Raw genomic sequence first — 19998 nt, 5'->3', positions numbered from 1 at the left:
TTGGAAACATATCCGAAAACTCCGTTGTTTACTCTGTGAGAGCACGACCGATAGTGAGGAGGGTGGTCCATGGCTTCTGTCGCTGCCCTGCGTGAGTGGCCCGCGGCCACATCGAGCGAGCTGGATGCCGCGGCCGACGCACTGCGAGGCCGAAGGGTCGCGGTGCTGACCGGTGCCGGCGTCAGTACCGATTCCGGCATCCCCGACTATCGGGGAGACGGTGCGCCGCCGCGCAATCCGATGACGTTCCAGCAGTTCCTGAGCGATGCGGAATACCGCAAGCGCTACTGGGCCGGTAGTCACCTGGGATGGCGTCGCTTCGACGGTGCACGGCCGAACGACGGCCATCGCGTGCTGGCGTCCCTGGAAAGGGCCGGCGCCATCAACGGAGTCATCACCCAGAACGTCGACGGGCTCCACCTGCGTGCCGGCTCACAGCGTGTGGTCGACCTGCACGGAACCATGGATCGCGTGCGCTGCCTCACCTGCGGCCAGATCTTCGCCCGTGCCGACATCGCAGAGCGCATGACCGATGCGAACCCATGGCTCGATGAGCCCGACTCTTTCGAACTCGGCCCTGACGGCGACGTCGCCTTCACGCAGATCTCCGAGTTCGTCACGCCGTCCTGCACCAACTGCGGCGGCATCCTGAAGCCAGAGGTCGTGTTCTTCGGCGAATTCGTGCCCACCGAGAAGTTCGCCGAGGCCCGTGCGCTCCTGCTGGGCGCGGAGGCACTGCTGATCGCCGGATCGTCGCTCGCGGTCAACTCCGGCATCCGACTGCTTGACCAGGCGACGAAGAAGCGCATGCCCGTGGTGATCATCAATCGCGGAGTCACCAAGGGCGATTCGAGGGCGACCATTAAGATTGACGCTGGTACCTCGGAAACCCTCACGGAACTGGCCGGCCGACTCACCAGCTGACCGGTTTCGCGGGCGCGAGGTGCTCCTTCGCGTGGCGCAGTTCTGCTGTCAGCGCAGGCCTGTCGACCGCTGTGAGGATGCCCAGACCATGACCCTGCTCTACCTGGTTCGCCACGGCGAAACCGACTGGAATCGTGCGCGCAGGATCCAGGGCAGCACCGACATCCCGCTCAACGACACGGGCAGGATGCAGGCCGCGCGAACTGGGGAGCTTCTGAGCCGTCGCAGCTGGGACGGCATCGCCTCCAGCCCCCTGTCCCGTGCCTTCGAAACAGCACAGATCATCGGTCGAACGGTCGAGATCTACCAGATCAAGGTGATCGACGATCTCGTCGAGCGCCGGTACGGCGAGGCCGAGGGTCTCGAGGATCGGGAACTCGCCCGACGGTTTCCCGGCGACACCCCGGTGCCCGGCCGCGAGACCCGTGAGGCTGTGATCGCCAGGGTGATTCCGGCGCTGATCGCTCTCGCCGAGCGCCACCCCGACAGCAACCTGATCATCACGACGCACGGTGGAGTCATCCGTACCGTCCTCAACGCCGTCGCGCCGGAGTTGGCCGGCCATCGCGGAGTGCCGATCACCAACGGATCGGTGCACAGCTTCCGGCATGTCGACGGCGGCCTCGAACTGGTGGCATTCGACGATCCGATCGAAGAAGACTCCATCGCCGATGACTGCGGAGACATCGTCGACCAGAACGCGATCGAGCAGCGAGAGAGCGCCGGTTAGGCTGATTTCTCGCCGACCACCCCGGTCAGAAGCGCCAGCAGTCGCCTGGCCGATTCGTCCCAGCTGAACTCTGCCGCCTGTGTGCGCGAGGCTGCGCTGAGGCGTTTCCACTCCTCGGGGGTGTCGGAATCGAGTACCGTCTTCGCGAAGGCACGAGGGTCCTCGTGGTCGAAGAACACCGCGGCGTCTCCCCCGACCTCGTGATAAAGCGGGATGTCGCTAATGATGAGAGGCGTGCCGACGACCTCGGCTTCGATAAGCGGGATGCCGAACCCCTCGTCGCGGCAGGCGGTCACCATCGCCGTCGCCTCCAGCAGTGCCTCCTGATATTCCTCGTCGGTGACGCCGTTGTCGAAGACGATCGAACCGTCGGGTGCGAGGGCGGCGATCCTGGCACGATCCTCGTCGCTGATGCGGCTGAGAAGGCGAAGCGTGTAGCCGGGCAGATGGTGCATCCCCCTGGCCAGCGTCTCAACGTTCTTGTTCGGCTGGAAGGTGCCCATGTAGAGGAGGATTTTCGACGCCGGATATTCGCGAGGCGGGGTGCCGAGGTCGTCGACTCCCGGGCGGATGACGGTGAGTGGACGGCTGGTGAGCCGCGCTGCCTTCATCTCGCTCTCGCAGTTTTCGGATCCGGTGACCACCGCATCCGCCCGGTGAAGCACCGCTCGCTGCGGCCAGTAGGTCAGATAGAAGCTGCGCCAGATCGCGCGAACGTACCAGCTGTATCCAGCCGGAATCTGGCGGATCCGGTAGAACACCATGTCGTGCACGGTCATCACGAGTTTGTATCTGCGTCCGGTTGCCCCCATGGTCTGCATCGGGCTGAACACGATATCCGGGTTGTGTTTGTTGATCGAGAGCATGCCGATGAACGGTTCGAGCGCGCTGGTTCCCGGTCGTCCCATCACCCATGGCAGGTCAGGCAGCATCGGCAGCTGCCGGGCATCGCTGATCAGCATCGTGACAGGGTGCAGCTTCGAGAAGGCGCCGACCAGGCCCGCGGTGTAACGGCTGATGCCATCGTGGCGTTCGAAACGCGTATAGCGACAGTCGAAAATCACTTTCACGTCGCGCGTGGCTCCTCGATCGCTCCGATGTCGTAGCCCTGGCGTTCGAGAAACTCGCCGATCGCCTTCGCGGCGAGTTCTGGAACCTCGTAGTGGATGAGATGGCCAACGCCCTCGAGAACGGTGAGCGAGACATCCGGCATCTGCTTCACCAGCTCGTGGTGGGCTTGCACGGGCGTGATGTCGTCGAGTTCGGCCGCGACCAGCAGCGTCGGAATGGTGATCTTCGCCGCGAAGTCGCTCACATCGTTGCCGACGGATGCTTCGAAGGCCTCGACGACGGAGTCGCGGCTGGCGAAGTTGTTGAAATAGGTGTGGTGTTCAGCGTGGATCCACTTCCTCAGCTGCTTGTCCTTGGTCTTCGCGAGGGTCGAACTCATGAACTGCACAATGATCCAGCGGCTGAGGAGGAAGTGGCCGACGCGGTTCGGCAGCTTCGCGGCGAGGCGATAGAACGCGACGGTGATCCAGGTCGCGAAGCGGCTCGGTCCGTTGTGGGCGGAGGCGGAGATCGGGTTGACCAGAATCAGCGTGGGCGTCGGCAGGCCGCCCGCGACGGCGTGTGAGGAGATGATCGTGCCGAAGGAGTGGCCGAGCGTGACCGCTGTACCGGTGAGGCCGAGCAGGTCAATGAAGGTCGTGAGCCACTGGGAGAAGCCCGCGACGCTGTGCGGCACTTCGGTGAGAGGTGTCGACTCGCCGAAGCCGGGCATGTCGGGGCCGATCCAGCGGATTCCCGGCAACTGCGCAATGACCGGCTCGAGCCCGTGGTGGTCGCCCCGATAGCCGTGGGCGATCACGATCGTCGTCGCCGCATCCTCCGGGCCGTAGACCCAGTAACGCGTGCTGCTTCCGAGTACGGAGATCTCATGCCGCTCGACGGGAATTCTGTCGAGAAGCGCGGCATAGGGCGAGTATCTGGTCATCGAGTGCAATTCTACGGATGCCACAGTGCCACGGTGTTTCCACCGCACACCTAAACTCAGAGGAGCCATGCGTTTCATCGCCGATCGCTCTTCGAACGAGCACAGGCTCTCGAAAGGAGCACAGTGAGCTTTACCGCACCGATCCAACTGCCCGGTCTCACCCTCGACCCGCAGTGGTACAGACGCTCCGTGTTCTACGAAGTGATGGTGCGATCCTTCGTGGACAGCAACGGCGACGGTTCTGGAGACCTCCAGGGTCTGCTCTCGAAGCTCGACTACCTGCAGTGGCTCGGCGTCGATGCCCTGTGGCTTCCGCCGTTCTACCAGTCGCCGCTTCGTGATGGCGGCTACGACGTCTCCGATTTCAAGAGCATCCTGCCGGAGTTTGGAACCCTCGACGAGTTCAAAGACCTGGTGACGAAGGCGCACGAGCGCAACATGCGCATCGTGATCGACTTCCCGCTCAACCACACCTCCGACCAGCACGAGTGGTTCCAGCTGTCCCGCCAGGAGCCTGATGGCCCCTACGGGAATTTCTATGTCTGGAGCGACACCGACGAGAAGTACCCGAACATCCGCATCATTTTCGTGGACACCGAAGAGTCCAACTGGGCCTTCGACCCTGTGCGCCGCCAGTTCTTCTTCCACCGCTTCTTCTCGCACCAACCAGACCTCAACTTCGAGAATCCTGCCGTGCAGGAGGCCATCCTCGACATCATGCGGTTCTGGCTCGACCTCGGCGTCGACGGCATCCGGCTGGATGCGATCCCGTACCTCTTCGAATCGGAGGAGGGCAACGGCGAGGGCGAAGCACCGACCCACGAATACATCAAGCGCGTCAGGGAGATGTTCGACAGCGAGTACCCCGGTCGCATCATGATCGCCGAGGCGAACCAGTGGCCACGAGAGGTCGCGGCCTTCCTCGGAACAGAGGAGGAGCCGGAGTGCCACATGGCATTCGACTTCCCGGTGATGCCACGCATCTTCTACTCGCTCCGCTCACAGAACGCAGCTGAGCTCACCCGCATCCTCTCGGAGACGACGGACATCCCGAATGCCGCGGGCTGGGGCGTCTTCCTCCGCAACCACGATGAGCTGACCCTGGAGATGGTCTCGGAGGAGTACCGCCAGGCCATGTACGGCTGGTACGCCTACGATCCGCGGATGCGGTCCAACGTTGGCATCCGTCGCAGGCTCGCTCCCCTGCTTGACAACTCGCGCGCCGAACTCGAACTCGCTCACGCCCTGCTGTTCAGCCTTCCTGGCAGTCCGTTCCTGTACTACGGGGATGAGATCGGCATGGGCGACAACATCTGGCTGCCCGATCGGGATTCCTCGCGCACACCGATGCAGTGGACGCCTGATCGTAATGCCGGATTCTCCTCGGCCGATCCTGGCAAGCTCTATTTGCCGGTCGTGCAGTCGCTGGTCTATAACTACAACCTCACGAACGTCGAGTCGCAGTTGGCGCAGTCGCGCTCCCTGCTGCACTGGGTGCGCAACGTCATCCATGTGCGGAAGGCGCATCCGACCTTCGGGCTCGGGGCTCTCATGGTGCTGGAGACGACGCACGAATCGGTGCTCGCCTTCGTGCGCTCCTACGAAGGCGCTGGAACCCAGTTCGGTGACTCCGCGGAGGACGTGCTCTGCGTCTTCAGTTTCGCGCACAATCCGGTGGCCGTCACGATCAGGGCGGAACAGTTCGCAGGTTCCGCGCTCTACGACCTGTTCGGCGGTGGAGAGTTTCCGGCCTTCGACGAGAAAGGCGAGGTCACCCTCACCCTCGCCACCCAGAGTTTCTATTGGTTGCACGTCGGGTCGCCAACCTATGCCGGTGGCAGATCGTAGAGTCACCACGTGGACAAGATCTGGTACGAGACCCTCGGGGTTTTCGACCTCGAAACGACGGGTATCGACACCGAGACGAGCAGGATCGTCTCCGCCTACGTCGGCGTCGTCGACGCGGCAGGCGAAGCGAAGGGAGTCTCCTGGCTGGCTGACCCCGGGGTGGAGATCCCCGCGCAGGCGGCCGCCGTGCACGGCATCACTACCGAACGTGCGCGTGCCGAGGGTCGCGAGGCCCCTGAGGTGGTTGCCGAGATCGTCGCTGTACTCCGTTCACTGCTTGCTCAGAACGTGCCCGTGGTGATCTACAACGCCGCCTACGACCTCACTCTGCTCAATAGGGAGAGCCTGCGTTACGGCATCGAGCCGCTGGACAAGCCTTCCCCGATCATCGATCCCCTGGTGATCGACCGCGCCATGGACCGCTATCGCAAGGGCAAACGAACCCTCGAAGTCGCTGCCGAGTTCTACGGCGTCGATCTCGCCGACGCGCACGACGCCCAGGCGGATGCCGTAGCAGCCGGGCGGGTGGCGCAGGCGATCTCGCAGCGCTACTTCGAGCAGCTCGGCCACGACGTGCACGCTCTGCACGCCCTACAGGTGGTCTGGGCCGCGGAGAGCGCACAGAGTTTCCAGGAGTACATGCGACGTAGCAAGGATCCGGATTTCGTGGCCGATGGCCTGTGGCCGGAGCGTTAGTGACTGGCTCTCCCGCCGTACTGCGGATCGTCGCTGCGCTGCTCGTCGATACCGAAGGTCGTGCGCTGCTGGTGCGCAAGGCAGGCACGACGCGTTTCATGCAACCGGGCGGCAAGCCGGAGGCGGGCGAATCAGCTGCCGAGGCTCTGTCGCGGGAACTCGCTGAGGAACTCGGACTCGCGATTCGTCCGCAGGAACTTCGCTATGTCGGCCGCTTCGCCGCAGACGCCGCGAACGAGGCCGACACGATAGTGGACGCCGAGATCTTCGACGCTCCCGTCATCCTCGGCCCGGTATCCGTCTTCGAGGAGATCGAGGAACTGATGTGGGTCGACCCTGTCGCGCCCGGCGATATCGAACTCGCACCGCTGAGCCGCGACATCCTGCTGCCGCTGCTCGCTGCGCGGCTCACCTGAGCTGTCCGGGTGACGTGATTGGACCGCTGGCGCGAAAATGGCGACCGGCCGGAGCCGATCGCCATTCCCGAAAGAGTGCTACTACGCGCCGAAGCCCTTGTAGCGCGAGTTGAACTTCTCGACGCGTCCTGCGCTGTCGAGGATGCGCTGCTTACCCGTGTAGAACGGGTGCGAAGCGGAAGAGATCTCGACGTCGATGACCGGGTAGGTCGCGCCATCCAGCTCGATGGTCTTGTCGCTCTTCACTGTCGAACGAGTGAGGAAGGTCTCGCCGCTGGCGAGATCGCGGAAGACGACCGCCGCGTAGTCGGGGTGGATGTCAGACTTCATCGTAATTCCTTGTAGTAATAGCTGATGGGCGTGATAGCTGATTGGTGTAATAGCTGATGGGCGTGATAGCTCGTGGGCGTGATAGCTCGTGGTGATGGTGAGATGAGTTCTAACTCAAAAATTGGGCTGTCGGCCAACCACCGACTTTAGCAGATCAGAGCGGTTGATCCCAACCCAGGTTGGTCGTAACGCTGGTCGGCTGGTACTACGCGGCGCGCGCGCTGTAACGACCGTCCTGCACCGTCACCTGCAGCGGAAGGCCGAAAGTCTCGCTCAGTTTCTCGGAGGTGATGACCTCCTCGATCGCACCGGCTGCGGTGATCGCACCATCAGCGAGCAGCAGGGCGTTGCCGAAACCGAGAGGGATCTCTTCCACGTGATGGGTGACCATGATCATGGCCGGGGCCTCCGGCGCACTCGCATAACCGCCGAGCAGTTGCAGAAGCTCTTCGCGTGCGCCGAGATCGAGGCTTGCAGCCGGCTCGTCGAGCAGCAGCAGCTCAGGGTCGGTCATGATCGAACGCGCGATCTGCACCCGCTTCTGCTCGCCGTCGCTGAGATCACCGAAACGGCGCGTTTCGAGGTGGTCGAGCTTCCACTCGGTAAGCACCCGCTGTGCGCGACGCACATCCACCTCTTCGTAGGCCTCGTTCCAGCGACCGGTCACCGAGTACGCAGCCGTGAGCACAACGTCGAGCACCCGCTCGTTGGCCGGGATGCGGCGTGCCATCGCCGTCGACGCGAATCCGATGCGGGGACGCAGTTCGAACACATCGACCCTGCCGAGAACGCCGTCCAGCAGCTGGGCTCTACCGGAACTCGGGTGGATCATCGCTGCAGCCACCTGGAGCATTGTGGTCTTGCCCGCACCATTCGGTCCGAGGATGACCCATCGCTCGTCGCCCTCGACCGTCCAGTTGACGGATTTCAGAATGGGATTGCCTTCTCGAACGATGGAGACATCGGAAAGCTGGAGAACGCTGGCCATGTGTCAACCCTACCTGCGCGCGCGCGCGATCTGCGCTGCCGCGCTCAGCCGAGCACCGAGCGATAGATCTCCTGCGTGCGCTTCGAGATCTGGTCCCACCCGAAGTCTTTCTCGGCCCGCACTCGCCCGGCGGCGCCCATCCGTCTGGCGGTCTCCGGATCGCTGAGGACCTCCGTGAGGGTGCGTGCCAGGTCATCCACGAACTTCTGCGGATTCACCGGGGTACCCGTGCCGTCATCGGCCTGCTCGATCGGCACGAGCCGACCGGTGACGCCGTCATCGACCACCTCGGGGATGCCTCCGGTGGCCGTACCCACCACGGGAGCGCCACAGGCCATCGCCTCGAGGTTCACGATGCCGAGCGGTTCGTAGACTGAGGGGCAGACAAAAGTGGTGGCAGCGGTGAGCACCGCGGAGAGCTCGTGCTGGTCGAGCAGACGTTCGATCCAGACGACCCCGGTGCGCTCGGCCTGCAGCGCAGCGACGCCCGTCCTGACCTCGTTGAGGATCTCCGGAGTATCGGGGGCTCCGGCGCAGAGCACCAGCTGCACGTCCTTCGGCAGCTGCGCGGCGGCGCTGAGCAGGTAGGGCAGTCCCTTCTGTCGCGTGATCCGGCCGACGAAGACCACTGAAGGCCGGTCGGGATCGATCCCGAGTGAGCGCACAAGCTCGGCGTCGTGCACCGGCTTCCAGCGCTCGAGGTCGATACCGTTGTGCACGACGGAGACGCGCTGCTCGTCGAGGGTCGGGTACGAACGCAGGATGTCTTTGCGCATCCCATGGCTCACCGCGATGACCGCATCGGCCGAAGTGAAGGCATCGCGCTCGATCCAGCTCGACACCCGGTAGCCCCCGCCGAGCTGTTCGGCCTTCCATGGACGCAACGGCTCGAGGCTGTGCGCCGTGACGATGTGCGGGATGCCGTGCAGCAGTTGTGCGAGGCGCCCTGCGGCGTTGGCATACCAGGTGTGCGAATGCACCAGGTCCGCACCCGCGACATCCTGGGCGATCTGCAGGTCGACGCCGAGCGTCGCGATCGACGGGTTGGCCCCGGTCAGCTGTGGCGGCACCAGATAGGAGTACACATTGGCTTCGTCGCGCGGCAGCCCAAAAGCGCGAACGACGACATCGATGTCGAGGCGAAGAGCGCGGACCAGTTCGGCAACATGAACGCCGGCGCCGCCGTAGACCTCTGGTGGATATTCTCGGGATATTAGATCGACTCTCACACGTGAACGCTAGTACAGGTACGGCAGTGCCTTTACTCTGGAGAGATGGCATCGAAGAAGATTTTTGGGATTGTCCTCGCCGGCGGAGAAGGCAAGCGCCTGATGCCCCTCACCGCGGATCGCGCCAAGCCGGCGGTGCCGTTCGGTGGCAACTACCGCCTCGTCGACTTCGCGCTGTCGAATCTCATCAACTCCGGACTCCGTCAGATCGTGGTGCTGACCCAGTACAAATCGCACAGCCTCGATCGCCACGTGTCGCAGACCTGGCGGCTCTCCGGACTCACCAACTCCTACGTAGCATCCGTGCCGGCGCAGCAGCGCCTCGGCAAACGCTGGTTCGCTGGTTCCGCGGATGCCATCCTGCAGAGCCTCAACCTGTTGCGTGACGAGAAGCCGGACATCGTCGTCGTGGTGGGCGCCGACCACGTCTATCGCATGGACTTCAGCCAGATGATCGACGCGCACATCGAGTCCGGCGCCGGTGTGACCGTGGCGGCCATTCGCCAGCCCATCTCGCTGGCCGACCAGTTCGGCGTGATCGAGCTGGACAAGGACGACCCGACGCGCATCGCCCAGTTCCTGGAGAAGCCGAAGGACGCGGTTGGTCTCGTCGACTCCCCTACCGAGGTGCTCGCCTCGATGGGCAACTACGTCTTCGACGCCGATATCCTGATCGACGCCGTGCTGCGCGATGGCGAACTGACGACCTCGAACCATGACATGGGCGGCGACATCGTGCCCGACTTCGTCTCCCGCGGCGACGCTGCGGTCTATGACCTCAACCGCAACGAGATGCCGGGCGCCACTGACCGCGATCGTTACTACTGGCGGGATGTCGGAACCATCGAGTCATTCTTCGACGCCCATCAGGACCTCATCTCCGCCCTGCCGATCTTCAACCTCTACAACAGCTCGTGGCCAATCTTCAGCCAGCAGCTCAACTCGCCGCCGGCCAAGTTCGTACGCGATTCAAAGGGAAATCTGGGAACCACCATCGATTCCATCGTCTCGCTCGGTTCCCTGCTCTCCGGGGCGCACATCGAGCGCAGTGTGCTCGGCCCTTGGGCGACCATCGAGTCGGGGGCCAGGGTGATCGACTCCATCGTCTTCGACCGGGTGCGCATTGGACCGGATGCCATCGTGCGTCGGGCTATTCTTGACAAGGAAGTCGTGGTCACAGCCGGGGCAACCGTCGGTGTGGATGCCGAGGCCGACCGGGCCAGAGGATTCACCGTCACCGAGTCCGGCATCACCGTGGTCGGCAAGGGCGTCACCGTCGCCTGACCGCTGAGGTCCGGCTCCGCCCGCTGAGCTCACCCGCTGACACCGAGGATGGCCTGACCCCGATGCCCCGCTTTCTCGTCGTGCTCGACGTCGACTCAACCCTCATCGAGAACGAGGTCATCGAACTGCTGGCGGATGCCGCTGGCGCAGGCGAGGCCGTGGCGGCGATCACGGCTCGCGCCATGAATGGCGAGGTCGACTTCGAACAGAGCCTGCGCGCCAGAGTCGAGACCCTCGCCGGGCTGCCGGAGAGCGTCTTCGCCGGAGTCGCAGAACTCGTCACCGTGACAAAAGGTGTTTCCGAGATGATCGCCGGAGTCCATGCCGGTGGCGGACGCGTGGCCGTCGTCTCCGGTGGATTCCACGAGATCATCGATCCCCTCGCGAAAGAACTCGGACTCGATTACTGGCGTGCGAATCGTCTCGAAGTCGTCGATGGCAGGCTCACCGGCGGCCTCGTCGGCCCGATCGTCGACGCGAATGCCAAGGCCGACGCCCTCACCGAGTGGGCCGCGGACTTCGACGTGCCCCTTGGTCGTACCGTTGCCGTTGGGGACGGCGCGAACGACCTGCCGATGATGGCGATCACCGGGCTCTCCGTCGGGTTCGACGCGAAGGCGCCCGTGCGTGATGAGGCAGCCGTGTTGATGGACCTGCGCGATCTCAGCCAGCTGCTGTCGCTCCTTGGCCTGCGCGGCTAGACGTACTTGGCCATCAGGTCAGTGACCCATCCCGAGGCCACCGTCCACCGGGATGACCGCACCGGAGATGTAGCCTGCATCGTCGCCGGCGATCCAGCTGATCACCTTCGCGACCTCCTCCGGGCTGGCGAAGCGCCCGGCCGGGATCGACTTCTTGTACTCAGCCTGCTGGGCCTCCGGCAACTCCGCGGTCATGTCCGTTTCGATGAATCCCGGCGCGACGACGTTCGCCGTGATGCCGCGGGAGCCGAGCTCGCGGGTGATCGACCGCGCGATGCCCACCAGGCCGCTCTTGGATGCCGCGTAGTTGACCTGTCCGGCTGAACCGAGAAGGCCCACCACGCTGGAGACCAGGACAATCCGGCCATATCGGGCCTTCAGCATCCCTTTCGAGGCACGCTTGATCACACGGAACGCACCGTTGAGGTTGGTGTCGATCACCGAGGTGAAGTCGTCATCCGTCATCCGGAGCAGGAGGGTGTCTTTGGTGATACCCGCATTGGCGACGAGCACCTCGACCGGACCGAGCTCGGCTTCGATCGCGGTGAAGGCCGCATCGATCGATTCGGAGTCTGTCACGTCGGCCCGCACGGTGAGGCTGCCTGCCGGGCCTTCGCCGGAGCGAGCGGTCACCGCGACGTGGTGTCCTTCTGCGATGAACTGCGCAGCGATCGCGTAGCCGATGCCGCGGTTTCCGCCGGTGACGAGAACTGTTCTGGGGGTGGTCATATGACCCTCACTTTCGGCGGTGGACGACGGCAAACTCTCACAATCTTAGACGTAGGCTTGGAGGAACCCATGGCTAAGCAACAGTCGATCACTTCCCTTCCCCGGTCCCCGCAGGACGACCGGCGCAGCCGCATGATCCAGTACACGGTGGCCATGACCATTCGCGTGATCTGCATCGTGCTCTGCCTCTTCGTGCGGGGTTGGTGGCTGCTTCTTCCGGCCACCGGTGCGATCGTGCTTCCCTACATCGCGGTGGTGCTGGCCAATGCCAGCAGCTCGCGCAGCAATCCGATCGGCATCCTCCGCCCGGGTTCTGTGGTGCGCCGCGCGCCCGATGACGAAAGCGGGCAGTCCGACGATCAGGTAAAGGCCGACCACGAGTGATCGGGTTCGATGACGAGACCGACCTTCCGCCGACCTGCTCGCGGGCCGGATGCCGGCTCCCGGCGGTGTGGAACGTCAACTGGCGCAATCCGCGCATCCATGGGCTGGAGCGCGTGAAGGTCTGGCTCGCCTGCGACGAACACCGCGACTACCTGCATGACTACCTCGCCGCCCGGGACTTTCCGGTGATCGTCACGCCGCTCGACCAGCACGTGCCAGAGGGAGCACTGTCGTGAAGAATTGGCGATTCGCCATCAGCAGTCGCTGGTTCGGTTATCTCGGACTCGCAATCGTTTTCGCGATCGTCTGCATCGGACTGTCGAAGTGGCAGGTCGACCGTACCAACGAGACGCGTGCGGCCAATCAGCTCGTCGACAGCAACTATCACAACACCCCTCGCGCGGTGGGCGACATGCTACCGACGCTCACCTCCTACCGATCTGGCCAGGAATGGACCCAGGTCACCCTCACGGGCACCTATCTGATGTCCGACCAGCTCCTGGTGCGCAACCGTCCGCTGAACGGCCAGCCGGGCTTCGAGGTGCTCACTCCCCTGCTGCTCGACAACGGTTCGGTCTTCGTCGTCGACCGTGGGTATGTTCCGATCGGCAACAAGCAGGACAAGCCGGACAGCGTGCCATCTCCCAGGTCGGGAACCGTCACCGTCGTCGTGCACCTGAAGGCCGGCGAGCCAATCCTGGTCGGCCGCACAGCAGGCTCGGGAGAGATCGCCACTGTGCACCTGCCCACTGTCGCGAAACTGGTCGGTAAACCGACCTACACAGCCGCCTACGGCCTCATGGCCTCCGAGAAGCCCGCGTCGGCAACCCGTCCCACTGCGATGCCCAAGCCGGAACTGGATGAGGGACTACACATCTCCTACGCGATCCAGTGGGTGATCTTTGCGATCATCGCCTTCTTCGGACTCGGCTACGCCATCCGCCAGGAGTACCGGCTGCGCAACGCCGACGACCCCGATGAGCAGGAACGCGAGGAGGATCGTGCTCGCCGCAAAGCCGAACGTCCGCTCACCGACGCCGAGATCGAGGACGAGATCCTCGAGGGCACGCGGCGCTGATCATGCCGCTCAGGCCAGGCTGACCAGCTCGGCGTAGTCACGGTTCCAGTGGTCCTCAGTGCCGTCCGGCAGGATGAGCACCCGCTCGGGGTTGAGTGCCTCGACGGCCCCCTCGTCGTGGCTGACCAGCACCACTGCACCCGAGTAGTTCGCCAGCGCATCGAGGATCTCGAGACGGCTCGCCGGGTCGAGGTTGTTGGTCGGTTCGTCCAGAAGCAGCACGTTCGCGCCGGAGACCACGATCATCGCGAGTGCGAGACGAGTCTTCTCCCCACCGGACAGCACGCCGGCCGGCTTGGTGGCGTCATCCCCGGTGAACAGGAACGAGCCGAGCACCCTTCGTGCCTCGGTCTCGGTGATGTTCGGCGACGAGGAGACCATGTTCTGCAGCACGGAGCGCTTGACGTCGATCGTCTCGTGCTCCTGGGCGTAGTACCCGATCCGCAGTCCGTGTCCCGGCTCGATCTGACCGGTATCTGGCTGGTCGACGCTCGCCAGGATGCGCAGAAGCGTCGTCTTGCCCGCACCGTTGAAGCCGAGGATGACGACCTTCGACCCGCGATCGATGGCCAGGTCCACAGCGGTGAAGATCTCGAGTGAGCCGTAGCTCTTGCTGAGGTTCGACGCCATCAGCGGGGTCCTGCCGCACGGCGCGGGATCGGGGAACCGCAGCTTCGCCACGCGGTCGACGGCGCGCACCTCGTCGAGGCCGGAGAGCATCTTCTCGGCACGGCGCACCATCTGGTGGGCGGCCGCGGCCTTCGACGCCTTCGCGCCGAACTTGGCAGCCTGCATCTGAAGCACGCCGGCCTTCTTCTCGACGTTGACGCGCTCCTTTTTGCGGCGCTCCTCGTCGGCAGCACGCTGGCGCTGGTAGTTCTTCCAGTTCATGTTGTAGATATCGATGACCTGGCGGTTAGCGTCCAGGTAGAAGACGCGGTTGACGGTGTCTTCGACGAGTTCGACATCGTGGCTGATCACGATCAGGCCGCCCTGGAAATTGCGCAGGAACTCACGCAACCAGACGACGGAGTCGGCATCGAGATGGTTGGTCGGCTCGTCGAGCAGCATGGTGTCCGCACCGGAAAACAGGATGCGGGCCAGCTCGATTCGGCGACGCTGCCCGCCGGAAAGAGTCGAGAGAGGTTGGTCGAGGATGCGGTCGGGCAGGCTCAGGTTGCTGGCGATGGATGCCGCCTCCGCCTCGGCCGCGTACCCGCCGAGGGCAGTGAACCGGTCCTGCAGGTTGCCGTAGGTCTTCATCGCGGCGGCGCTGATGGCGGCATCTGAATCCCCCATTTCGGCTGCCGAGCGCTCCATGCCGAGCATGATCTGGCCGAGTCCGCGCGCATCGAGGATGCGCGTTCGTGCGAGGTCTTCCGGGTTGCCGGAGCGCGGGTCCTGCGGCAGATAGCCGATCTCACCGGTGCGCTCGATGGTGCCGCCGGTCGCGAGTTCTTCGCCGGCGAGCACTTTGGTGAGCGTGGTCTTACCCGCTCCATTGCGGCCGACGAGGCCGATCTTGTCGCCGCGCTCCACACGGAAGGTGACGTCCTCCATGAGCATGCGTGCGCCAACACGCAGTTCGAGGTCGTGCACGGAGAGCACAGGCAAAGTCCTATTCTTTGGTCGTCTCGCGACAACGGGAGGGAGGGGTAGGCCTCTAGTATAAATCGTGGGCCCACGGTCCGATTCCGTTGCTAGTCAAGGAGAACGATTTGTCCAACCTGACCCTGGCCCCTGGCCGCCCGACACTCGCGGATCGGCTCTTCAGCCACAGCATCGCTACTGACGCGGTCCTGGTCGTCGCCGGTGCAGCACTCACCGCCATCGCCGCCCAGCTCGCTGTACCGCTCTGGCCGGTGCCGGTCACTGGCCAGACCCTCGCGGTTCTGGTAGTCGGAAGCACCCTCGGCGCAGTTCGCGGATCACTCTCCATGCTGCTCTACGCGGTTCTCGGCATCGTCGGCCTTCCCGTTTTCAGCGACGGATCACACGGCCTTGGCGTGGTCGCAGGTCCGACCGGCGGTTACATCATCGGATTCATCTTCGCCGCTGCGCTGACCGGATGGCTCGCCCAGCGTTCGTGGGACCACAAGATCTTCGGCGCGATCGCCGCCTTCGCTGCGGGAACTCTCGTGACCTTCGCCATCGGGCTCCCCTGGCTCGCCTTCACCCTCGGCCTGAATCTCGAACAGACCCTCGAGGGGGGTCTGTACCCCTTCATCATCGGTGGCGCGGTCAAGGCGCTCCTCGCGGCAGGATTTATCCGGCTCGCCTGGTTCGGCATCACGCGTGCTGACAGGCGCAACCGGGATCTCGAGGCCTGAACTCGAACGCCCTAAACTCGAACGCCCTGAACTCGAACGCACAGTGCCCCCGACCGGTCCGGTCGGGGGCACTGTGCGTGAAGGACAACTACATCGAGAATCCGAGGGCGCGCATCATGTCGCGTCCGTCGTCGGTGATCTTCTCAGGACCCCACGGCGGCATCCATACCCAGTTGATGCGGAACTGCTCGACGACGCCGTCGAGAGCCTCGGCGGTCTGCTCCTCGATCACGTCGGTGAGCGGGCATCCGGCTGACGTGAGGGTCATACTGACGATCAGCGCATTGTTTTCATCGTCCCAGGTGAGGTCGTAGATCAGACCGAGGTCGACGATGTTGACGCCGAGCTCGGGGTCGACGACATCCTTGAGCGATTCCTCGACCTGGTCGAAGAGTTGGGGTGCGAGTGCTACGGCCATGGATCCAGCCTACGCTTGGGACGGCTGAGCCGCATCGGCGAGGCTGCTACCGGTGAGATCCCCGCTCGTCAGAAACCTGTCGTAGCCTTCGTTCTCGAGGCGATCGGCCAGCTCTGCTCCACCCTGCTCTGCAATGCGGCCGTCGACGAAGACATGCACGAAGTCCGGCGTGATGTAGCGAAGGATGCGCGTGTAGTGGGTGATGAGCAGCAGGCCGAGTCCGGTGTTTTCCTTCGCACGGTTCACTCCCTCCGCGACGATCTTCAACGCGTCCACGTCGAGGCCGGAGTCGGTTTCGTCGAGCACGGCGAACTTGGGCTTGAGCAGTTCGAGCTGCAGGATCTCATGGCGCTTCTTCTCGCCGCCGGAGAATCCCTCGTTCACGTTGCGGTCCTTGAAGGATGAATCCATACGGAGATTCTTCATCGCCTCGGTAACCTCTTTGCCCCAGGTGCGGATCGAGGGCTGTGTGCCGTCGATCGCGGTCTTCGCCGTGCGGAGAAAGTTGGTAACAGCGACGCCGGGAATCTCCACCGGATACTGCATCGCCAGGAACAGGCCGGCGCGGGCGCGGGCATCCACGCTCATGGCCAGGAGGTCGTCCCCGTCGAGGGTAATCGATCCGCTCTCGACGTGATACTTCGGATGACCGGCGATCGTGTACGCCAGGGTCGACTTGCCCGAGCCGTTTGGGCCCATGATCGCGTGGATCTCGCCCTCATTGACGACGAGGTCGACGCCCTTGAGGATCGGCTTGGTTCCCTGCTCGGTTTCGACGCTCACGTGGAGGTCTTTGACTTCTAGTACAGACATGGGGTGCGCTTTCTTCTGATCTATACCGTCTGATTGGCGCCGTCAGGCGCTGATGACGGGTGTGGGGTCGATGTAGACGTCGCCATCGACGATGCTGACGGCGAACACGGGAACCGGCTCGTACGCCGGGAGGGTGATGGGTTTGCCAGTCACAAGCGAGAACTTCGAACCGTGGGCCCAGCATTCGAGGGTGTCGTCTTCGACGAAACCTTCAGCGAGCGAGATGTCGCCGTGAGTGCAGGTGTCGCCGATCGCGTGAACGGCGCCCTCCGAGTCGCGCACCAGCGCGATCGGGGTGCCGTCGATGACGACACGCACTGCCGAGCCGAGTTCGATCTCCTCTTCCGCGCAGATTCTGATGGTCATTTCTGGCCTCCGCCTTCTACGAGGAGTTCTGCCTCGATCGCTTCCTGGAGTCGGGCCTCGAGCACGGGCGATCCGATCTTCTGCACGATTTCGGAGAGGAATCCGCGCACCACGAGACGGCGGGCATCCTCTTCCGAAATGCCTCGTGCCTGCAGGTAAAAGAGCTGCTCGTCGTCGAACCGACCGGAGGCACTGGCGTGGCCGGCTCCGGCGATATCGCCGGTCTCGATCTCGAGGTTGGGAATCGAGTCTGCACGTGCGCCGTCGGTGAGTAGCAGGTTACGGTTCTGCTCGTAGCTGTCGGTGCCCGCGGCGCTGGGGCGGATGAGGACGTCGCCCACCCAGACGGTGTGAGCGCCGACTCCCTGAAGCGCACCCTTGTAGCTCACCCGGGACCTAGTGTTCGGTGCGTCGTGGTTGACGAAGACCTGCTGCTCGAGGTGCTGTCCAGTGTCGGCGAAGTAGACGCCGAAGAGTTCCACATCGCCGCCCTCGCTGGAGAGGTGCGTCGACGGATTGATCCGTACGACCGAACCGCCGAGCGAGACCACGACGTGTCTGAGACGGGCATCGCGGCCGATCTCGGAAAAGTGGCTGGCCAGATGGATGGCGTCGTCATTCCATCGCTGCACAGTCACGACAGTCAGCTGGGCGCCGTCCTCGAGCACGATCTCAACGTTCTCGCTGAGGACCGCTTTCCCGGAGTTCTGCAATACGACGGTTCCATGGCTGTGATGCTCGGCGATGATCACCGTGTGCGCCGCCCGCGGCTGGTCGCCGAGACCAGACCGGTTCACCAGCACCTCGACAGGCTCTTCACCGGTTACGGTCACCGCCAGAGCCTTCTCGAAGCTGCTCCAGGCGTTGGCGGATGCCCGTTCCTCCGGCTTTCCGGCGCGACCGATCCGCGGGTCGTCACGATCTATCCATTCGACGCGCGCTCCGGCGACCTCCGCTACCTCGACGGGCAGCGGTGAACCGTCGAGCTCGCCGCTGGTGAGTGGTGCGACCTTGGCGACGGGGGTGTGCTTCCACTCCGCTTCCTGGCCGGTCACCGCCTCGAAGTCGTCGACAGCGAAGGAGCTGAACCGTGCGGAACGAACCTGCACGGGCACAAGACCCCAGCCGCCATCGCTGTGTTGTTTCGATCCGAGCCGGGAGTGGTCCGGTCCGCTCGGCTTATCGGGGGACGTCACGAGTGTTACAGGGGCGGACATCTAGCCGACAATTCCTTTCGACGTGAGGAGGCGGGTCATCCGACGCTGCCTTCCATGCCCATCTCGATGAGCTTGTTGAGTTCGAGCGCGTATTCCATCGGGAGTTCGCGGGCGATCGGTTCGATGAAGCCGCGGACGATCATGGCCATCGCTTCGTCCTCAGGCATTCCCCTGGACTGCAGGTAGAAGAGCTGCTCTGCACTGACGCGGGAGACCGTGGCCTCGTGACCCATCTGCACGTCGTCCTCGCGGACATCCGTGGTCGGATAGGTATCGGAACGCGAGATCGCATCCACGAGCAGGGCGTCGCAGCGCACGGTGTTCGCCGAGTGGTGCGCTCCCTCGGCGATGCGGACCTCGCCGCGGTAGCCTGTGCGCCCCCCGCCGCGGGCGATCGACTTGGAGACGATGGACGACTGCGTGTACGGAGCCATGTGTATCATCTTGGCGCCAGCGTCCTGGTGCTGTCCGGGACCGGCGAAGGCCACGGAGAGCGTCTCACCCTTGGCATGCTCGCCGACCAGGTAGATCGACGGGTACTTCATGGTGACCTTGGAGCCGATATTTCCATCGATCCATTCCATGGTGGCACCCTCGTGGGCAATAGCGCGCTTCGTGACCAGGTTGTAGACGTTGTTCGACCAGTTCTGGATCGTTGTATAGCGAACGCGGGCGTTCTTCTTCACGATGATCTCGACCACGGCCGAGTGCAACGAGTCGCTCTTATAGATCGGTGCCGTGCAGCCCTCGATGTAGTGCACGTAGGAACCCTCGTCGGCAATGATCAGGGTGCGCTCGAACTGGCCCATGTTCTCGGTGTTGATGCGGAAATAGGCCTGCAGCGGGATGGACACGTGCACGCCCTTCGGCACGTAGACGAAAGATCCGCCCGACCATACCGAGGTGTTGAGCGCCGCGAACTTGTTGTCGCCCGCCGGGATCACGGTGCCGAAATACTCCTTGAAGATCTCCGGGTGTTCGCGCAGTGCGGTATCGGTGTCGAGGAAGAGAACGCCCTGCTCCTCGAGCTCCTTGTTGATCGTGTGATAGACCACCTCGGACTCGTACTGGGCGGCGACGCCGGAGACCAGGCGCTGGCGCTCCGCCTCGGGGATGCCCAGCTTCTCATAGGTGTTCTTGATGTCGTCGGGCAGATCGTCCCAGGTCTGCGCTTGCTTCTCAGTGGAGCGCACGAAGTACTTGATGTTGTCGAAATCGATACCGGAAAGGTCAGCGCCCCAGGCTGGCATCGGTTTCTTATAGAAAAGTGCGAGTGCTTTGAGGCGATTCTTCAGCATCCATTCCGGCTCGCTCTTGAGCGCGGAGATATCGGCGACGACCTCGGGTGAAATACCGCGCTTGGCGGAAGCTCCGGCGACGTCGGAGTCTGACCAGCCGAATTCGTAGATGCCGAGGCTCTCGAGTTCCGGGCGGTCGATCAGGATGTCTGACATGTGAATACCTCTTTCCTACCTGCACTAACCCGGCAGTCGGGCCGGTCATTCCCCTACATCCGTTGCG

At 63.8% G+C, this 19998-nt stretch carries 23 protein-coding genes; 11 read left to right on the top strand and 12 right to left on the bottom strand.

Features of this window, described 5'->3' with window-relative positions:
• Positions 1–69: 69 nt before the first annotated feature.
• Together ABIB56_RS01355 and ABIB56_RS01350 are read left to right on the top strand one after the other, a co-directional pair.
• A complete protein-coding gene (locus ABIB56_RS01355) occupies positions 70–924 on the top strand; it encodes a Sir2 family NAD-dependent protein deacetylase (RefSeq protein ID WP_354566982.1) in 855 nt (284 codons plus the stop codon).
• Between the two features lie 88 nt (positions 925–1012).
• Positions 1013–1654, top strand: a complete 642-nt coding sequence (locus ABIB56_RS01350) for a histidine phosphatase family protein (protein ID WP_354566981.1) — start codon at positions 1013–1015, stop codon at positions 1652–1654.
• Here the strand turns inward: ABIB56_RS01350 and ABIB56_RS01345 are convergent.
• Positions 1651–2724 carry a glycosyltransferase family 4 protein gene (locus ABIB56_RS01345; protein WP_354566979.1) on the bottom strand — a complete coding sequence of 358 codons (1074 nt, stop codon included), beginning with the start codon at positions 2722–2724 and terminating at the stop codon, positions 1651–1653. The genes ABIB56_RS01350 and ABIB56_RS01345 overlap by 4 nt on opposite strands.
• Positions 2721–3650 carry an alpha/beta fold hydrolase gene (locus ABIB56_RS01340; RefSeq protein ID WP_354566977.1) on the bottom strand — a complete coding sequence of 310 codons (930 nt, stop codon included), beginning with the start codon at positions 3648–3650 and terminating at the stop codon, positions 2721–2723. The genes ABIB56_RS01345 and ABIB56_RS01340 overlap by 4 nt, the downstream gene beginning before the upstream one ends.
• Positions 3651–3773: 123 nt before the next feature.
• Between ABIB56_RS01340 and treS the strand changes: the two genes are divergently transcribed.
• Genes treS through ABIB56_RS01325 form a run of 3 tightly spaced genes read left to right on the top strand, consistent with a single transcriptional unit; the run spans position 3774 to position 6610 of the window.
• Positions 3774–5498 (top strand): maltose alpha-D-glucosyltransferase, encoded by a 1725-nt coding sequence (gene treS / locus ABIB56_RS01335; protein ID WP_354566976.1) that lies wholly within the window; start codon positions 3774–3776, stop codon positions 5496–5498.
• A 9-nt stretch (positions 5499–5507) separates the two neighbouring features.
• Positions 5508–6194: an exonuclease domain-containing protein gene (locus ABIB56_RS01330; protein ID WP_354566975.1), complete on the top strand. Its 687-nt coding sequence runs from the start codon at positions 5508–5510 to the stop codon at positions 6192–6194.
• A complete protein-coding gene (locus ABIB56_RS01325; protein ID WP_354566974.1) occupies positions 6194–6610 on the top strand; it encodes an NUDIX hydrolase in 417 nt (138 codons plus the stop codon). Before ABIB56_RS01330 ends, ABIB56_RS01325 begins: the two co-directional genes overlap by 1 nt.
• An 81-nt stretch (positions 6611–6691) precedes the next feature.
• On the opposite strand, the gene ABIB56_RS01320 is transcribed toward ABIB56_RS01325, so the two are convergent.
• From ABIB56_RS01320 to glgA, 3 genes are all read right to left on the bottom strand, one after another.
• Positions 6692–6940, bottom strand: coding sequence for a type B 50S ribosomal protein L31 (locus ABIB56_RS01320; RefSeq protein WP_354566973.1), 249 nt, complete (start codon positions 6938–6940; stop codon positions 6692–6694).
• A 205-nt stretch (positions 6941–7145) separates the two neighbouring features.
• Positions 7146–7928: an ABC transporter ATP-binding protein gene (locus ABIB56_RS01315; protein ID WP_354566972.1), complete on the bottom strand. Its 783-nt coding sequence runs from the start codon at positions 7926–7928 to the stop codon at positions 7146–7148.
• 44 nt (positions 7929–7972) lie between these two features.
• Positions 7973–9157 carry a glycogen synthase gene (gene glgA / locus ABIB56_RS01310; RefSeq protein WP_354566971.1) on the bottom strand — a complete coding sequence of 395 codons (1185 nt, stop codon included), beginning with the start codon at positions 9155–9157 and terminating at the stop codon, positions 7973–7975.
• A 45-nt stretch (positions 9158–9202) separates the two neighbouring features.
• Here glgA and ABIB56_RS01305 point away from each other — a divergent pair, with 45 nt between their 5' ends.
• Both ABIB56_RS01305 and serB read left to right on the top strand, forming a co-directional pair.
• On the top strand, positions 9203–10441 hold the full coding sequence (locus ABIB56_RS01305) for a glucose-1-phosphate adenylyltransferase (protein ID WP_354566970.1): 1239 nt from the start codon (positions 9203–9205) through the stop codon (positions 10439–10441).
• A gap of 62 nt (positions 10442–10503) precedes the next feature.
• On the top strand, positions 10504–11142 hold the full coding sequence (gene serB, locus ABIB56_RS01300; RefSeq protein WP_354566969.1) for a phosphoserine phosphatase SerB: 639 nt from the start codon (positions 10504–10506) through the stop codon (positions 11140–11142).
• A gap of 18 nt (positions 11143–11160) precedes the next feature.
• On the opposite strand, the gene fabG is transcribed toward serB, so the two are convergent.
• Positions 11161–11871, bottom strand: a complete 711-nt coding sequence (fabG, locus tag ABIB56_RS01295) for a 3-oxoacyl-ACP reductase FabG (protein WP_354566968.1) — start codon at positions 11869–11871, stop codon at positions 11161–11163.
• 69 nt (positions 11872–11940) lie between these two features.
• Here fabG and ABIB56_RS01290 point away from each other — a divergent pair, with 69 nt between their 5' ends.
• Genes ABIB56_RS01290 through ABIB56_RS01280 form a run of 3 tightly spaced genes read left to right on the top strand, consistent with a single transcriptional unit; the run spans position 11941 to position 13333 of the window.
• On the top strand, positions 11941–12255 hold the full coding sequence (locus tag ABIB56_RS01290) for a DUF3099 domain-containing protein (protein ID WP_354566967.1): 315 nt from the start codon (positions 11941–11943) through the stop codon (positions 12253–12255).
• A complete protein-coding gene (locus ABIB56_RS01285) occupies positions 12252–12491 on the top strand; it encodes a hypothetical protein (RefSeq protein WP_354566966.1) in 240 nt (79 codons plus the stop codon). The genes ABIB56_RS01290 and ABIB56_RS01285 overlap by 4 nt, the downstream gene beginning before the upstream one ends.
• On the top strand, positions 12488–13333 hold the full coding sequence (locus ABIB56_RS01280) for an SURF1 family cytochrome oxidase biogenesis protein (protein WP_354566965.1): 846 nt from the start codon (positions 12488–12490) through the stop codon (positions 13331–13333). Before ABIB56_RS01285 ends, ABIB56_RS01280 begins: the two co-directional genes overlap by 4 nt.
• A gap of 9 nt (positions 13334–13342) precedes the next feature.
• Here the strand turns inward: ABIB56_RS01280 and ABIB56_RS01275 are convergent, their stop codons facing one another.
• Positions 13343–14941, bottom strand: a complete 1599-nt coding sequence (locus ABIB56_RS01275; protein WP_354567003.1) for an ABC-F family ATP-binding cassette domain-containing protein — start codon at positions 14939–14941, stop codon at positions 13343–13345.
• Between the two features lie 110 nt (positions 14942–15051).
• Here ABIB56_RS01275 and ABIB56_RS01270 point away from each other — a divergent pair, with 110 nt between their 5' ends.
• The gene (locus ABIB56_RS01270) at positions 15052–15663 is read left to right on the top strand and encodes a biotin transporter BioY (protein ID WP_354566964.1); all 612 of its coding nucleotides are present in this window, start codon (positions 15052–15054) and stop codon (positions 15661–15663) included.
• Positions 15664–15751: 88 nt separating this feature from the next.
• On the opposite strand, the gene ABIB56_RS01265 is transcribed toward ABIB56_RS01270, so the two are convergent.
• From ABIB56_RS01265 to sufB, 5 genes are read right to left on the bottom strand one after another with little or no spacing between them, the layout of a single operon-like run.
• Entirely contained in the window at positions 15752–16081 is a 330-nt protein-coding gene (locus tag ABIB56_RS01265) for a metal-sulfur cluster assembly factor (RefSeq protein ID WP_354566963.1), read from the bottom strand.
• A 9-nt stretch (positions 16082–16090) separates the two neighbouring features.
• Positions 16091–16894 (bottom strand): Fe-S cluster assembly ATPase SufC, encoded by an 804-nt coding sequence (gene sufC / locus ABIB56_RS01260; RefSeq protein ID WP_354566962.1) that lies wholly within the window; start codon positions 16892–16894, stop codon positions 16091–16093.
• Between the two features lie 42 nt (positions 16895–16936).
• Complete coding sequence (locus tag ABIB56_RS01255; protein ID WP_354566960.1) at positions 16937–17260, bottom strand: non-heme iron oxygenase ferredoxin subunit; 324 nt, start codon at positions 17258–17260, stop codon at positions 16937–16939.
• Positions 17257–18477 (bottom strand): Fe-S cluster assembly protein SufD, encoded by a 1221-nt coding sequence (sufD, locus tag ABIB56_RS01250; protein ID WP_354566959.1) that lies wholly within the window; start codon positions 18475–18477, stop codon positions 17257–17259. Before sufD ends, ABIB56_RS01255 begins: the two co-directional genes overlap by 4 nt.
• A 35-nt stretch (positions 18478–18512) precedes the next feature.
• On the bottom strand, positions 18513–19931 hold the full coding sequence (gene sufB / locus ABIB56_RS01245) for a Fe-S cluster assembly protein SufB (protein ID WP_354566957.1): 1419 nt from the start codon (positions 19929–19931) through the stop codon (positions 18513–18515).
• Positions 19932–19998: the final 67 nt, after the last annotated feature.

The organism is Glaciihabitans sp. UYNi722, assembly GCF_040549465.1.
Lineage (GTDB): Bacteria > Actinomycetota > Actinomycetes > Actinomycetales > Microbacteriaceae > Lacisediminihabitans.
The sequence above is the reverse complement of the archived record's forward strand: the minus strand, read 5'-3'. Positions and strand labels throughout refer to the sequence as shown.